A 15,281-nucleotide genomic window follows, 5' to 3' on the forward strand; every position below is an offset into this window, starting at 1 on the left:
ACTTATGTTGTTTGGTCATGTATCCGATGTGGCAACAATGACTGAAATAAACTCAGTCCTACGCAACCTAATCGAAAAAACATTAGCACTCAATCCTGCATCTTTAGAACCGGGAAGCTACCCTATTGATGGTGATAATGCATTTGTCAATGTAATGACATTCGAAACCCAAGGCCGTGAACAAAAGAGTGCTGAATTACATCATCATTATATTGACGTGCAAATATTACTATCCGGTGACGAAGTAATAGATTATGGAATACGAAATTCCGCTAAAAATGTAACACCTTATAATGATGCGGATGACTATCAACTGGCTGATACAATCGAATATTGCCAAACAGTATCGTTAGTACCAAATATGTTTGTCATTTTTATGCCTTATGAACCACATAAACCGGGTATTACTTCAAAAAGAGGAAAAAGCACCGTAAAGAAAGCAGTTATCAAAGTACGCTTAAGTACATTAGCAAATTAATTTAGTCTGCTTTTAACGAAAACACTTTATTTCTAATGTATCAATCAGTTGTCTATTAATACTCTTAGAGTAAAGTGTTTTTATCATCATCACATAATTGTAAACTAAAGGCTTTTTTTAACTGATTATAATTGGTACTCTTATTCGCAGAATTTGTCTCACCTCTCTCTTCTGCAACCAAGGGTAATTTACATGACAACACAGGCAGCTTCCAAACTGAAACCGGGTAAAATACTCGATACGTTAGGGGCGATGAAAAATAGCCTGACGCGTGTTTCTCAGCGCATTGCTGATTACATCTTGTCTCACCCTGTTGAAACGACACAATTTTCCATAGCTCAACTTTCCCAAGCGACAAAAGCAGGTGAAGCCACTGTTGTACGTTTTTGTCGTGCTCTTGGTTATAAAGGCTTCCAAGACTTTAAAATGGACTTAGCGATAGAAATGGCGACATCAGATAGTGAAGAATCGCCAATTTTGGATGCAGAAGTGAGTGAGCAAGATGACATCCACACTATTGGTTTAAAATTACAAGCAACTATCAACAACGTGCTGTCAGAGACCTTGAATTTACTTGATATAAAACAAGTACAGGGGGCAGTAAATGCATTGCTTTCGTCAAATTATATTTTTATTTGTGGTGTCGGTTCCTCGGGAATCACCGCAGAAGATCTGAAAAACAAGCTAATGCGTATTGGCTATCGTGTTGATGCAGCTACCAATAACCATTTTATGTATATGCAAGCGTCCCTCTTAAAACCAGGTGATATCGCCATTGGTATTAGCCATTCGGGTAATTCTCCAGAAACCGTTCATGCATTAAAACTTGCACAACAAGCAGGAGCATGCACAATTGCACTAACACATAATTTAGGATCACAAATTATGGAATATGCTGATTACCATTTGATTAATGGTAATCGCCAAGGGAAATTACAAGGTGACTCCATTGGTACAAAAACGGCGCAATTGTTTGTTTTAGATTTATTGTATACCCTACTTGTTCAAGCTCAACCTGATATGGTAAAAGAACAAAAACTACGGACACTCAATGCATTAAAGAGCATTAATTCCGCCTAAATTCAATATGCATTTTTATCGGTTTTCAACAGAAATCAGCTAAAGATCACACTTTCATTTTTATCTTCCTTCAACGCGAATTTCGTTATTGCGTTCACAGCTAATGCTCCCTAATATAGAGCTAAACTCCAAATTCAAAAAAATTAAGAAGCTAACCTCCAAAGGACTTATTATGAACAAACTCTCTGGATTAATTGCTGCGCCTCATACACCTTTTGCCGCCGATGGTAGTGTAAACTACCCTGTCATTGATAAAATCGCAGAACATCTTATTGCAAGTGGTGTAAGCGGTGCTTATGTATTAGGAACAACGGGGGAAGGTATTCATTGTTCTGTTGAAGAGCGTAAAAAAGTGGCTGAGCGCTGGGCTAAGGCTAGCCAAGGAAGATTAGAGTTAATTATTCATACTGGTGCATTAAGTATCGCTGACACCATAGACTTGGCTCGTCATGCAGATACATTAGATATTCGTGCCACATCCGTCATTGGTCCTTGCTTCTTTAAACCCAGTAATGTGGATGATTTAGTCGAATATTGTCGTTTAGCCGCTGAGAATGCCCCATCTAAAGGTTTTTATTACTATCACTCTACAATGTCTGGTTTAAACATTGATATGGAGAGTTTTTTACAAGTCGCGGGTACAACTATCCCAAATTTATCTGGTATGAAATTCAACTCTCCTGATATGTATGAATTCCAACGCTGTATACGCGTTAATGAGGGTAAATATGATATCCCATTTGGAGTCGATGAATTCATACCTGCTGGGTTAGCATGTGGCGCATTAAGTGCAGTTGGAAGTACCTATAATTATGCTGCACCCCTCTATCTTGAAATCATTGAAAAATTTAACATAGGTGATTACCAAGGTGTCGCCGCATGTATGGATAAAGTCATTGCAATTATTCGTGTATTAGTGGAATACGGTGGTGTGGCTGCCGGAAAAGTTGCCATGCAATTACATGGTATTGATGTAGGTAACCCGCGTCGCCCGCTACGCCCATTAACTGTAGAACAAAAGGCTAAAGTATTAGAGAAGTTTAAAGCCGCTGATTTCTTATAGTCAGTTTGGTATAAATCAGTGTTGATAAAATAGCCTATACCTTAACATGTTATCAATTAATGAGGGCTACACATAACGTGCAGCCCTGTTGCATCAACATAACTAAGATTGATTATTTATTATCTTTATTCTCAATCGCTATCATTTGTGGTTTCTCTTCTTCTGGCAGTTCATATTCAATATTAATAGCCAGTAACCCACTGGATAGATTAGCTTTCTCTATTTTTACATTTTTACCAAGATCGAATTGCAAAGTGAATTGCCCTTGTGATATTCCACGATGGAGCCATTTTTCATTATCCTCCTGTATTTTTTCCTCTTTTTTCCCCTCTACCAGTAAGCGCCCTCCTTTCAATGATACCGTTAAATCACTTTCCTGATATCCGGGAACGCTAACCGTCAACTCATAATGGTTATCATCAATTTGTTTTAGATTATAAGTCTGGGCTGGTACTGATACAGGCTTACTTCCGGTTAATTGGCTAAATAAGCGATCTATCTGATCAAACCGATTCGACAACATATTGTCAGAAATTGCTGGAAATAGTGAAAAAGGTCTAATGTTAGTCATAATTCCTCCTCCAATATTAATTGAACTAGGGTAAAGGTGACTTACCCACAATATAGATAAGAACGAATTGTCATTTTTCAACCCCATGACATGATTTTTACCTATTTTTATATTATAGAGATGTGAATTCAGGTGAGCCTACCCCGCCTAACGGTATAACTTATATTGAAAGAGAAAGCGCTAAGGGGAATAAGTCTCAAAAAATAACTGATAAATATCATGATGGCAGAGGTAAACAATGGCAAATTCTTACGATTTAAAGCGCCTGTTTTTAGATATCGAGCAGTAAATATCTTTAACCACCCAGACCAAGGACAGGCTAGATTAACTATTGAACAATATAATCAGCAGTCAATATCATTATATTTCCACCATGTCCGTTGCAATCAATCCTGACTACATGTTTTGGTGTCCATGTTGTTAATGTGTACGTGTATTTAAGGTTACTTATTGATGTTAATTTATGCTCCATTGCACCAGACGTATAAATAGCCTCTACTGATAGCTTACATAAGTCATAGTTCATTTTTTCAGCATAAATAAAATCCCAATCACCATAATTAGACCTTTTTGTATCTGCTACTAATGAGTCAATGCTATTGCTCGAATGTGCATTAAAACCAAAGCTAGTAATCATTAGCAAGGTAGTAACTATGTATCCTTTCATCTCACCATCCCATCAATTAGTTTCAATGATATTAGCTTAGAGGGAGTGCAAATTGAAGTTAATTAGTTGGTGGCACATAGTGTGGGAATACAGTAAAAGTGCAATACGTTATTAGAAATATGATGACAATTAACACTGTCACCCCAAGCCAAGAACCCCATGTTTCCTAGGGTAAACATCAACCCGGGAAGTTGGCATTTGGAGCTATAGTCATAGAGCATTTTGCTATAGCAAATATAATAGAAAAATAGATTAAGTACCCAAGCCAATTACGCATATCAATCCCCCTCAGCGTGTAGAGGGTAAATATTAGGATAGATGTAGATTTCAGGCAATAAAAAATAATCAATTACAGTAGCTTAGGTTTAAATTCATAGAGCTAATATTTATTCAAGATAAATTGAAACTGTTTTTGAATTAACCCAATGAATTCATTTTAAATAAGTATATCAATGCAGTATAATGAACTAATTTCTATTAAGAGCGCCCATATGAAACAACAAATCAAGCCAGAGTCAAATGACATTACCCAACCACATTGGCCTACTTTGAAGCTCATATTGAGTTCTTTTATTGTTTTTAGTTTCTACTTAAATTTAGCTGATAAAAGTAAGGTTTCATTTCTTATTGATATTTTCGACTTAACATTAATTCCTATGTTTGTATTTATAGTTGCATTTGTAACGAAAAATACTACGTGGAAATCTTTGAAGTTTAGCTTACTTTCATCCTTTATAATTTACTTAACATTTCAAACGGTTGATGCAATTCCATTGTACTTTTCAGGCGAATTAAGTTTGAAAGTTTATATCCTTGATCCTCAAAATGGAGTATGGTTTTTTTTAGCCACTCCTGTTTGGCAAGCTTTTTTTTTATTATTACCACCAAGATTAAAATCTAACATTTCAATATTATCTTGTATTTTGATGGTATCGTTGGTTCTTTCTTATTTAGCCAACAATTATTTAATTAACTTATCAAAATTTTCCTCTATTATTATATACTTCCCATTCTTTATCATCGCTTATTTTATTAATAATGAAAAAGTATCCTCACTTAGAAAAAAACCTTACTTGATAATTGTAATCAGCACAACCTTGGCTATAGCCGCACTTTATTATGAGGAAAGTATCAATAGATTAATCATAAACAATACTCACTCTGATTTTTTATCATCTTTTTTTGTTATTTATATTTTAAAATTCTGTATAAGTATAGTTTTAGGTTCTAGTATTATTTATTTCGCTTCATCAACAGATAAATATGCTAAACTATCAAGCAATGCTTTAGGTGTTTATTTGATTCATCCTATTATTTGTTTTATTTTTTTACAAACCCTAACTTATTTCCATGTGGAATATAGCTCATTAGTCGTCATACTACTAACGCTATCAACTATCAGCATCGCTCTTTTATTAACCTTTAACTCAACCATTCACTGGTTTATTGAACCTAAGTTAGGTTTCAACAAGTTAACACATTAGTGCTACTTACCCCTTAAAATTCACTAAATTGATAGACAGTATCAATGTAGCCAACCGCAATTTCATTAAAGTGACTATGTGATTTGATGATTTGCGGTGGCTATAATACAAAAAAAGGCCGTGCAGTACGTAGCCCTTGGAATATTTTGTTGTTTGAAATGGCGTTATGACTGATTGAGTTCAAGCATTGCATTTGTTTTAATAGATAACTGACCATTTTTAACAAAGAACGGGCTCGCAACAAACCCACCACTTGCTGGCTGTTTTAATCCCGTGCTAACCATCAGCCCTTCAATGCGCTTTAGTTGCGCTTCCAACTTGTCTAAGTCAGCGCTATCGACTGAGATCTTTATAGATAGGGTGGCTATTTCTTTTTTATCTGACATGACTGTCTCCATAAATGAAAAAGCCACCAGTGATTAGCTGATGGCTATAAAAATTAAATTAAGGTAAATTGATAAATAAAATATGATAGGGATAACTCAAATGGAAACTCTTAAAAAAGCGCTAATTGCATGTTCATTAATAACTTTATACGGTTGTGCATCAAACCCTAATATTTATGAAGATACAAAAGACGATACTATTAATAATGCAGTGCTCATTGTTGGTGGTAGTGACTGGTCATATGTCAAAAGCATCAACCCTCTGGTCTATGAAAAAAATAAAAATAAATTTGACGAAATCTATAAAAAATCAACCATCCCACAAACATTTATGTTTAATCAAGTTGTAGATACCCCAATGTACTCAAGTGCTTGGGAGTTTGAACCTATAGACAATGGTAGACCACCTGTAAAATTAGAAACATTAAGAGACACTCTAATTATTCCGCCAGGAACGTATAAAATAACAACCCATTGTCGTACAATGACTCCTCCTGGGGGAGGTTATTTTTCAAATCATTCACTTACACAAACCTTCAAGGCAAATACATATTATGCGCTCACTTGTATTTATGTTGGGTCTGGTCCAATAATTAAATCCTCTATAGAAGAATTGAAATAATAGTTCTATGATTAATTAAAAATTGAAGCGGTGCTTATTTTTCTGGTATCACTTCAATTCCTCATCTTGTTTTCTTGTCTAAAATATCGACTTGCAGAGATAAATCAGACCTTCAATTGCTCCCCATCCGAACACCGCACACACAACCCCAAGGAAAAGAAATGCCCCTGGTCTGGGTAAATTATTAAACATAATTACCACCTTGTAATTTACTACGCCTAGACGCCTCGATCTCTCGAATGGCCTTTTTATCTAAATTACATTGCTCGATAACTGTGAGTAGCGACTCATTTATCAATAGAGAGTCACCCCAAGGAAATGTCTCAGGGATGTACTCAGGCAAACAATCATTGAGTAGATGGGCTGGAATGGGCACTGATGGCGTTTGAACGTATTCTATTCGCGTGGTTGTGCAGCTCGAGAGTAGCATCACGAGGAGCATCAATAGCAGCACACTTATCATCCGCAGTAACGGTTTTGATAATAGTTTTAACCGTTTCAGAGGCCACTGCCGCCGCGTCACGCTCCCTAAGGTTATTTCGTGAAATTTCATTAAACGTTACCGAGAGTTCTAAAACAGTGGACAATGTGAATTGGCTTGCAGCCGCCTCATTTTCTAATCGCTCAATATCTTTTTTTACTAAAACATTGCTGTCATAAAGCGTTACCGCCCACCAGCTCACAGCAAATAGCGCCAAAAATAACCAGAATGAATTATCGGTTTTCATAAATTCACCTGCTTACCTCGGTAGTGATCCAGGGCTTTTTGGCATCGCTTTTCTAAACTTACCTTGTCAATACCGCAGGTATCGTCTCTGAGTACATATACGCCAGCTGCCAAGTGGATGGGGATTCCGATAATGAAAGCGGATATGCATAAGCGAACTCGCCAAGGCATACGGCTTTTTCTATCTCTCTGCGTGTTATTAGGCCTTTCCACTCTTTACCCCCTGCATAAGTCCAGCGTTTTAATTCATTGCAAGCACCAGCGATATCACCTGCATTCAGTTTCTTCAGCATCGTAGAACGCGCAAAAGCACCTGTGCCTACGTTGTAAGCAAAGGAATAAATAGCGGCTCGGGTGTTATCGTCGATATCAACTTTGATTAGGGGATCTACACCCTTTCTGACTTTGTTGAGGCCTTTTTCAAGCAAAGTTAAACATTCTGATTCTGAATAAGTTTTGGTGGGGATAATGTCAGTACCCGTGTGCCCAAAACAAACCGTAAGCACACCAACTACATCTTCGTATGGCTTATATTTGACACCTTCAAAAAAAGAAAGCATTGCGACAGTTAAGGCTATAGTTCCACCAGCAGCAGCCATTTGAACTTTATTTGGTATCTTTGGCATGAGCCGCCTCTTTGCGCTTATCTTCTTTTCGTTTGAAATATAAATTTGTCAAAAATGTAGCTACACCTAAAAGCAGGCTTCCCAACACCCCAATCGCTGCCCACTGCTCAGATGAGAAACCATCTAATAATTGTTTTAGCCAATAGAATGTTGAGCCTGTCGAGGCAGCATAGGAGGCGCCAGTTGTTAATTTGTCCATACGCATATACCACCCCCTACGGAGTACCCGAAATTAGTTAATAGAAAGCCACCAGCAATAGCAGCTAGATTTAGATTAATGAATTTAATCAGTATTTTAGATAAGTTAGAGGTTCAGCCCTATGTGACTTACCGAAGGGATGGCTGATTAACTTCGGTGTGAGGAACTCATGATCACAGAACAAGATATGACATATAAATTCGATACAAAGGCAGCGACACCGGGTGATGTAAATAAGGAAATATCAGCACTTAAATTTATAATTTGCTGTGTAGTCAACAAACTAGATGAGTCCTCTAGAGAGCATTTAGTAAAAGAGTTATCAACAATTAACGACCCGGTAGTTGAAAATATGGTTGAGAATTTCAAATTATCCCTCAGAAGATAAGTTTGATTTTATTTCATAATTAACTGAGTTATTCCCACAGCTCATTGCCGCTTGCATGTCAGTGAGCTGTTCTTCTAATACTGCTACTCGTTCCTGTAGTGTATTTTGGTGCGGATCACTTAATGCAGCATCTTCTGCAATATCAGCAATTACTTCTTTTGCCTTCTTAATTGCTTCAGCACGGTAATAATCAATATCTTCACCATCTTTCTTTTCAACCGGCACTGAAAGCGTGAAAATTGGCAGTAGATTAAAATCACTTGGTGCAACACAAACCTTAACATTAATAGCTAAATTAGTGTGGGTGAAGTTATTTGCGCTATATTCATACTTCTTACTCATAACTACCTCTCTTAAATAGAAAAAGGCCACACAATGCGCAGCCTTGAAATAAGTTGTTCGGAATAACCGAATATGTGAGATTTAACTTAAAAATATTACGTACGATAATATTCTCAATATACTTAAGTTATATATGAACTATCCGGAAATACCGGAGAGTTGGAATTAGAGTTCACACGTGCTAAAACATAGCAACTTAACTTAAATGGAATTAGCTATGCTGAATGACTTAGAACGTTTTTTAACATTGTCATCACTGGTCGGTTTTTTTGGTTCAATATTACTAGCGTACACGCTCCACAAAATGGGTGACAATGATGACTCGCCATGTGTTGTGTTTTCTTATGCAGTAATGATTCTATCAGCTATTCTTTTTGGATGGCTTGCATCAATCAATGGCTTGAGATTCCATTAAATAGCCCTCTAAACCCAAATAAGCCCCGATGAAGTGGGGGCTTATTATTTTACTATTGTTTCATATTACAAACTTCTAACTTAGTTTGTTCAAACCGCTCAGTTTCGAGCTCCAACCCAATCACTTGACGATTAAGTTTTAATGCCGCTTTTATTGTTGTGCCAGACCCCATGAAAAAATCAGCGACAATATCACCCTCTCGGCTACTACTATTGATAATGTGTTCCATCATCTCAGCAGGTTTCTCACATGGATGTTTGCCGGGGTAAATTAGTGTGATTATCAGGAAAGCCCTGTAGGCGCTCACAATCAATTGGTGTTAATCTGCGTACGATGTTATTTACGCTAACACCGTGGCGATCTACTTTCGTTAATGTGTATGAGATATCGCTTTCGTTATAGCCATTTCCATTACCGCCATTTTCAGGCTTGCGAACAATTGTATTACCAGCTAATGCAATAGCAGGTTGCTGGTGGTTTATTACTATTAAGTCAGTGGCGCTTTTCCCATCCCTACCGTTTATCGTACATGCTGTTTTGTCTTGCGTGTACTTCCCAAACGCGAGTAATCGGAATATATCAACCGCATGAAAATCGCCAGTGAATGCTTCTTGGTTGCCTAGCCAGTGTTTAGCACCGCAATTTGCTAAGATTGTTCCTGTTGTTTGATTGCCGCTAGCAAGGCATTCTCCAGCATCGCTGGTAATTGTTTCTGCCTGCGCTCCGCTCGTCTCAATATCCCCTCGCATGCCTGCTTGCTCAAATAGAATTTCGGCGACACTGATGTCTTTTCTAGCAGTTGCGACAACGAAGACACGACGACGGCGTTGGGGCACTCCGAAATATTGAGCATCGAGGATTCTCCAGCTAATAATTCTTTGTGGTCCAGACACAACACCAGCGTTTGACCATTTTCCCCCTGCTGACTTAAGTTCTTCACTTTCCCCGGCAAGTCCAGCAAGAAAGCATCCAAAGGCATTATCTTTACTGCTGAGGACACCGGGACATTTTCCCAGACGATAATGGCTGGCTCTTCTCAGTCTGTATCTGATTCATTATTTTAGAACAACATCTCAAGCAAATAGAGGTGAGCAAGTTACAGCAAATACAATAACAACAAACTTCAAGAAGGCACGAAATAAAACTGATATTGATTGGGGTGAAGGAACGCCGGCATCATTCCATGAACAACGCTCTTTATCTGAAAGGCTGTATCGGGATCAGGGAATTAATACAAAAGATTTACTGGGCCATAAATCGCAAAAAATGACTGATAAATATAATGATGACCGGGGCAAGGAATGGCAAATTATCGCGATATAAATAGCCTATTTTTTGAGCCGTTTTGGGGAGGGATTTTGGGGGAGTTTTGGGGAAGATTTTAATTGAACAAAAAATAAACGGGAGTTTTTAGGCTCCCGTTGTTAATCACACCACGTAATAAATTACATGTGTGCGATCATTGCATCGCCGAATTCGCTACATTTCAGTAATTTAGCGCCTTCTAACTGGCGTTCGAAATCGTAAGTTACAGTCTTAGCCGCGATTGCGCCTTCCATACCTTTAACGATTAAGTCAGCGGCTTCAGTCCAACCCATATGGCGTAACATCATTTCAGCAGAAAGAATGATAGACCCTGGGTTTACTTTATCTTGACCCGCATATTTTGGTGCAGTACCGTGTGTTGCTTCGAATAATGCACATTCAGAACCAATGTTTGCTCCTGGCGCGATCCCGATACCACCAACTTGAGCAGCTAATGCATCAGAAATATAGTCACCATTCAGGTTCATACAAGCAATAACATCATATTCTGCTGGACGCAGTAAGATTTGCTGCAAGAAAGCATCTGCAATCACATCTTTAACGATAATATCTTTACCGTTTTTAGGGTTTTTAATTTTAACCCATGGGCCGCCATCTAATAATTCACCGCCGAATTCTTCTTGTGCTAATTGGTAACCCCAATCTTTAAATGCACCTTCAGTGAACTTCATAATGTTACCTTTATGAACTAAGGTCACTGAATCACGGTCATTATCAATTGCATATTCAATCGCTGCACGCACTAAACGTTTTGTTCCTTCTTCTGAACAAGGTTTGATGCCAATACCGCAGTCTTGTGGGAAACGGATTTTCGTTACACCCATTTCATCTTTTAGGAATTTGATAACTTTATCAGCTTCTGCTGAACCTGCTTTCCACTCAATACCTGCATAGATATCTTCGGAGTTTTCACGGAAGATAACCATATCAGTCAGTTCAGGTTGCTTAACAGGGCTAGGCGTTCCTTTGTAATAACGAACTGGACGCAAACAGATATACAGATCAAGTTGCTGACGTAGAGCAACGTTCAGTGAACGAATACCACCACCAACTGGAGTTGTTAAAGGACCTTTAATTGAAACACGGTAATCACGGATTAAATCGAGGGTTTCTTCTGGTAACCAAACATCTTTACCATAAATTTGTGTAGATTTTTCACCGGTGTAAATTTCCATCCACGAAATTTTGCGCTCACCGTTGTAGGCTTTTTTAACTGCCGCATCAACCACTTTTAACATTGCGGGTGTCACATCAACACCAATACCATCACCTTCAATGTAAGGGATAATTGGATTGTTTGGAACGTTCAGTTTGCCTTTTGCATCAATGGTAATTTTAGCGCCTTCTGCCGGAACTACTACTTTGCTTTCCATTAACCTCTCCTTTCACTTGCGTATTTTGCTTGTTAATTTTTTGTAAGAGACGTGTCAATACTACTTCAATCTGCGTCGAACGCCAATGATTACTCATCTAAGCTTCAATGCGGATCGCATTTAACGTACTGCTCAATCCTATAAGTTGAAGGGATACATATTTATAACTACTTTGAAATCAATTGATTAGTTTTATTATCCCTATTTAAAGAAAAAATTGATTATGATAAAAGTTCTTTTAAGGTAACTAATTCTAATAGCTTAATATGCTATAAACGCTTTCTTTAACCTAATTAATACTAACAAATTAACCGAAATTAAAAACACGCTCTCATCACACAATTGCCACCTTAATTATATCATAGGTGTTTATTTTTAAATGGAAAATTGGCTTTATCGTTTTAAATGATTTTAAAGTTGTTAATTAAATATTGCATTAAAACGTAAAATCCATCCCTAGGCTTTTACGGGTAAATCCCCTACACTAATGTTAATCAATATCCATTGAACCAATTCATGCCAATAAACTGCCATAAAGCCATTATGAATAAGCCAAATAATAAATCAGCGACGAACAAGTATAAATACAATCAACGCCCAACTGATTTAAGGCATAAACGAAAATCAACTTCAGTTAACGCATTTTCCCATCAGTCTCCTCGTAAAGTTATTTTATTTAATAAACCCTTTGATGTTTTGCCTCAATTTACTGATGAACAAGGTCGAGACACATTAAAAAACTATATTCCTATTACTGGCATTTATGCTGCGGGCCGCTTAGATAGGGATAGCGAAGGGTTATTAATTTTAACTAACGATGGCAAATTGCAAGCACGCTTAACACAGCCTGAGAAAAAAACAGGGAAAATATACTATGCTCAAGTCGAAGGTATCCCCGAGGAAACCGCATTAATCAAATTTCGCCAAGGTTTACAGTTAAATGATGGGCTAACTCAGCCTGCGGGGGTCGAACTCGTCAACGAACCAGATTGGTTATGGCCAAGAAACCCACCAATCAGAGAACGAAAAAACATCCCAACAAGTTGGCTAAAAATCACTTTATATGAAGGACGAAATCGACAAGTCCGCCGAATGACAGCAAATATTGGTTACCCTACATTACGACTGATCCGCTACCAAGTGGGTGAATTCAGTTTGGGGAACCTTTCTGTTGGTGAATGGAAGGAGGTAAATGTTGTTTAAACCTAATGTCACTGTTGCAACTATCGTACATGCTCAAGGCAAATATTTAGTCGTTGAAGAATGGGTAAATGAAAAGCCAACGTGGAACCAACCCGCTGGGCACTTAGAAGCAAATGAAACACTTTTACAAGCCGCAAAACGTGAATTATATGAAGAAACAGGAATTGACGCTTGCCCCTCACAGTTAATTAAAATCCACCAATGGATTGCACCTGATAAGACTCAGTTTATCCGTGTTTTATTTGCTGTCGAGCTAGAGTCCATATGTGAAACACAACCACAAGATAGCGATATTAGCGCTTGTCACTGGGTTAGTGCTCAGGAAATATTAGAAAGCCAATATCTGCGTTCGCCCTTAGTTGCAGAAAGTCTACGCTGTTTCTTGACAGGAACCCACTACCCCCTTGATATCTTGGCTGCATATGGTGAGGACTACCTTTAACGCCCCACAAATTGCTTGGTGAAATCTTCATCAAGCAATAATATTCCCCTCAAACGCTGGTGCAACAAGGTCACAACATGCTAAAGTATGGGGCTTGATTTTTCCGCATTGAGACTATTTCCATGTCAAATAACAGTACCATGTCAGACAACAGCCTAAAAAAAGTCATCGTCGGTATGTCCGGTGGTGTTGACTCCTCTGTATCCGCCTATTTGCTGCAACAGCAAGGGTATCAGGTTGAAGGGTTGTTTATGAAGAACTGGGAAGAAGATGACGACACGGAATATTGTTCTGCCGCAGCCGACCTCGCCGATGCCCAAGCCGTTTGTGACAAATTAGGCATTGAATTACATACCATCAATTTTGCAGCAGAATATTGGGATAACGTATTCGAACATTTTTTGACTGAATATAAAGCTGGTCGTACACCAAACCCAGATATCTTATGTAATAAAGAAATCAAATTTAAAGCATTTCTAGAATTTGCCGCTGAAGATTTAGGGGCAGATTACATCGCTACGGGCCATTATGTCCGTCGTCGTGATATTGCAGGCAAAAGCCAGTTATTACGTGGTTTAGATGGCAATAAAGACCAAAGTTATTTTTTATATACCTTAAGTCACCAACAAGTTGCTAAAAGCTTGTTCCCAGTAGGTGAACTTGAAAAGCCTGAAGTACGTCGCATCGCAGAGGAAATTGGTTTAATTACTGCAAAGAAAAAAGACTCTACAGGGATCTGCTTTATTGGTGAACGCAAATTCCGTGATTTCCTAGGCCGCTACCTGCCCGCACAGCCTGGCCCTATCGTTACAGTAGATGGTGAAACCATAGGTCAGCATGAAGGCTTGATGTATCATACATTAGGGCAACGTAAAGGCTTAGGCATTGGTGGGACTAAAGAAGGTTCTGAAGAACCTTGGTATGTCGTCGATAAAGACGTTCAAAATAATGTCCTTATCGTTGCACAAGGGCATGAACACCCTCGTCTAATGTCCGTCGGGTTAATCGCCCAACAATTGCATTGGGTTGACAGAGAAACATTAACCCAGCCTTTACGCTGTGTAGTAAAAACCCGTTATCGCCAAGCGGATATCCCTTGTACTATTACACCATTAAGCGAAGACCGCATAGAGGTTATATTTGAAGCCCCTGTAGCAGCCGTTACGCCAGGGCAATCTGCTGTCTTTTACCTAAATGAAGTTTGTCTCGGCGGCGGCATCATTGAAGCCCGTATTCAGGAGTAAATGTGGCTAAAAACTACTATGATATCACGCTTGCGTTAGCGGGTATCTGCCAAGCAAGCGCAATGGTTCAGAAGCTTGCTCACGAAGGCATTAGTCAAGACCAAGACACCGAAACCATGGTCAATTGCCTCACCAATATGAATCCAAAATCAACATTGGATGTATTTGGTAATGATGAAGCAAACTTAAAAACTGGTCTAAATGCTATGTTGGGCATGTTAACGGGTGGAAATAGTGGTTTATCTGCTGAAATGACCCGCTATATGTTGAGCATTATGGTGCTTGAACGCCGTCTCAATAAAAACCAGGAAGCGATGAATCAACTGGGTCAACGTATTGAGCAATTTGAACGGCAAGCTAGCTATTTTGAGCCTCTATCAGAAGGTGTATTTAATGCGCTTGCTGGTATTTATGTCGATGTTGTCAGCCCTGCTGGCCCACGAATTCAAGTTACAGGCTCCCCTGACATCCTGAAAAATACCTTAGTACAGGCTAAAGTTAGAGCCACTTTACTCGCGGGTATTCGTTGCGCAGTACTTTGGCAGCAAGTAGGTGGAAGCCGTATCCAACTAATGTTCTCTCGCAATCGTCTGGCTAATCAGGCGAAAGATATTTTGTCTCACCTTTAAATCTGGAGTTGCTACC

Annotated in this window: 18 protein-coding genes and 2 pseudogenes; 11 read left to right on the forward strand and 9 right to left on the reverse strand. The window is 38.5% G+C overall.

The features are described 5' to 3' along the window. The first annotated feature begins 4 nt into the window (after positions 1-4). From nanQ to ACHB7C_RS04770, 3 genes are all read left to right on the forward strand, one after another. Entirely contained in the window at positions 5-478 is a 474-nt protein-coding gene (nanQ, locus tag ACHB7C_RS04760; RefSeq protein ID WP_129466003.1) for an N-acetylneuraminate anomerase, read from the forward strand. A gap of 192 nt (positions 479-670) precedes the next feature. Next, positions 671-1,558: a MurR/RpiR family transcriptional regulator gene (locus ACHB7C_RS04765; protein ID WP_042843482.1), complete on the forward strand. Its 888-nt coding sequence runs from the start codon at positions 671-673 to the stop codon at positions 1,556-1,558. Between the two features lie 172 nt (positions 1,559-1,730). Next, positions 1,731-2,621 carry a dihydrodipicolinate synthase family protein gene (locus ACHB7C_RS04770; protein ID WP_166685085.1) on the forward strand — a complete coding sequence of 297 codons (891 nt, stop codon included), beginning with the start codon at positions 1,731-1,733 and terminating at the stop codon, positions 2,619-2,621. A gap of 112 nt (positions 2,622-2,733) precedes the next feature. Here ACHB7C_RS04770 and ACHB7C_RS04775 read toward each other — a convergent pair whose 3' ends face one another. Further along, complete coding sequence (locus tag ACHB7C_RS04775) at positions 2,734-3,192, reverse strand: Hsp20 family protein (protein ID WP_042843480.1); 459 nt, start codon at positions 3,190-3,192, stop codon at positions 2,734-2,736. A 1,158-nt stretch (positions 3,193-4,350) separates the two neighbouring features. Here ACHB7C_RS04775 and ACHB7C_RS04780 point away from each other — a divergent pair. Further along, positions 4,351-5,343: an acetyltransferase gene (locus tag ACHB7C_RS04780; protein ID WP_166685086.1), complete on the forward strand. Its 993-nt coding sequence runs from the start codon at positions 4,351-4,353 to the stop codon at positions 5,341-5,343. Between the two features lie 164 nt (positions 5,344-5,507). Here the strand turns inward: ACHB7C_RS04780 and ACHB7C_RS04785 are convergent, their stop codons facing one another. Beyond that, complete coding sequence (locus ACHB7C_RS04785) at positions 5,508-5,729, reverse strand: hypothetical protein (RefSeq protein ID WP_042843476.1); 222 nt, start codon at positions 5,727-5,729, stop codon at positions 5,508-5,510. A gap of 100 nt (positions 5,730-5,829) precedes the next feature. Between ACHB7C_RS04785 and ACHB7C_RS04790 the strand changes: the two genes are divergently transcribed. Beyond that, positions 5,830-6,351, forward strand: coding sequence for a hypothetical protein (locus tag ACHB7C_RS04790; protein WP_198860674.1), 522 nt, complete (start codon positions 5,830-5,832; stop codon positions 6,349-6,351). A gap of 347 nt (positions 6,352-6,698) precedes the next feature. Here the strand turns inward: ACHB7C_RS04790 and ACHB7C_RS04795 are convergent, their stop codons facing one another. Genes ACHB7C_RS04795 through ACHB7C_RS04805 form a run of 3 tightly spaced genes read right to left on the reverse strand, consistent with a single transcriptional unit; the run spans position 6,699 to position 7,909 of the window. Continuing rightward, on the reverse strand, positions 6,699-7,079 hold the full coding sequence (locus ACHB7C_RS04795; protein ID WP_395346537.1) for a hypothetical protein: 381 nt from the start codon (positions 7,077-7,079) through the stop codon (positions 6,699-6,701). A gap of 58 nt (positions 7,080-7,137) precedes the next feature. Beyond that, positions 7,138-7,704, reverse strand: a complete 567-nt coding sequence (locus ACHB7C_RS04800) for a lysozyme (protein ID WP_166685089.1) — start codon at positions 7,702-7,704, stop codon at positions 7,138-7,140. After that, positions 7,685-7,909, reverse strand: coding sequence for a class II holin family protein (locus tag ACHB7C_RS04805; RefSeq protein ID WP_004911666.1), 225 nt, complete (start codon positions 7,907-7,909; stop codon positions 7,685-7,687). The genes ACHB7C_RS04800 and ACHB7C_RS04805 overlap by 20 nt, the downstream gene beginning before the upstream one ends. 163 nt (positions 7,910-8,072) lie before the next feature. Here ACHB7C_RS04805 and ACHB7C_RS04810 point away from each other — a divergent pair, with 163 nt between their 5' ends. Beyond that, positions 8,073-8,291 (forward strand): hypothetical protein, encoded by a 219-nt coding sequence (locus tag ACHB7C_RS04810; protein ID WP_272692023.1) that lies wholly within the window; start codon positions 8,073-8,075, stop codon positions 8,289-8,291. On the opposite strand, the gene ACHB7C_RS04815 is transcribed toward ACHB7C_RS04810, so the two are convergent. The 3 genes and pseudogenes from ACHB7C_RS04815 to ACHB7C_RS04825 form a co-directional block, all read right to left on the reverse strand. Further along, positions 8,274-8,633, reverse strand: a complete 360-nt coding sequence (locus tag ACHB7C_RS04815; RefSeq protein WP_166685091.1) for a DUF1327 domain-containing protein — start codon at positions 8,631-8,633, stop codon at positions 8,274-8,276. The genes ACHB7C_RS04810 and ACHB7C_RS04815 overlap by 18 nt on opposite strands. Positions 8,634-9,100: 467 nt before the next feature. After that, a pseudogene (locus ACHB7C_RS04820) lies at positions 9,101-9,316 on the reverse strand (site-specific DNA-methyltransferase); the annotation flags it as partial. Further along, a complete protein-coding gene (locus ACHB7C_RS04825; protein ID WP_395346541.1) occupies positions 9,294-9,941 on the reverse strand; it encodes a DNA cytosine methyltransferase in 648 nt (215 codons plus the stop codon). The pseudogene ACHB7C_RS04820 and the gene ACHB7C_RS04825, both read right to left, overlap by 23 nt. Positions 9,942-10,080: 139 nt before the next feature. Here ACHB7C_RS04825 and ACHB7C_RS04830 point away from each other — a divergent pair. Then, a pseudogene (locus ACHB7C_RS04830) lies at positions 10,081-10,371 on the forward strand (tyrosine-type recombinase/integrase); the annotation flags it as partial. 122 nt (positions 10,372-10,493) lie between these two features. Here the strand turns inward: ACHB7C_RS04830 and icd are convergent. After that, complete coding sequence (gene icd / locus ACHB7C_RS04835) at positions 10,494-11,747, reverse strand: NADP-dependent isocitrate dehydrogenase (RefSeq protein WP_210831890.1); 1,254 nt, start codon at positions 11,745-11,747, stop codon at positions 10,494-10,496. A 543-nt stretch (positions 11,748-12,290) separates the two neighbouring features. On the opposite strand from icd, the gene rluE reads away from it, so the two are divergent. From rluE to hflD, 4 genes are all read left to right on the forward strand, one after another. Beyond that, positions 12,291-12,950, forward strand: coding sequence for a 23S rRNA pseudouridine(2457) synthase RluE (gene rluE / locus ACHB7C_RS04840; RefSeq protein ID WP_181468562.1), 660 nt, complete (start codon positions 12,291-12,293; stop codon positions 12,948-12,950). Further along, a complete protein-coding gene (locus ACHB7C_RS04845) occupies positions 12,943-13,392 on the forward strand; it encodes an NUDIX domain-containing protein (RefSeq protein ID WP_042844307.1) in 450 nt (149 codons plus the stop codon). Before rluE ends, ACHB7C_RS04845 begins: the two co-directional genes overlap by 8 nt. A gap of 140 nt (positions 13,393-13,532) precedes the next feature. Next, entirely contained in the window at positions 13,533-14,636 is a 1,104-nt protein-coding gene (gene mnmA / locus ACHB7C_RS04850) for a tRNA 2-thiouridine(34) synthase MnmA (protein WP_042844306.1), read from the forward strand. A 2-nt stretch (positions 14,637-14,638) separates the two neighbouring features. Then, the gene (gene hflD / locus ACHB7C_RS04855; protein ID WP_042843472.1) at positions 14,639-15,265 is read left to right on the forward strand and encodes a high frequency lysogenization protein HflD; all 627 of its coding nucleotides are present in this window, start codon (positions 14,639-14,641) and stop codon (positions 15,263-15,265) included. The last annotated feature ends 16 nt before the right edge of the window (positions 15,266-15,281 follow it).

Origin of the sequence: Providencia sp. 2024EL-00732, assembly GCF_044006275.1 — a bacterium.
GTDB lineage: Bacteria > Pseudomonadota > Gammaproteobacteria > Enterobacterales > Enterobacteriaceae > Providencia > Providencia huashanensis.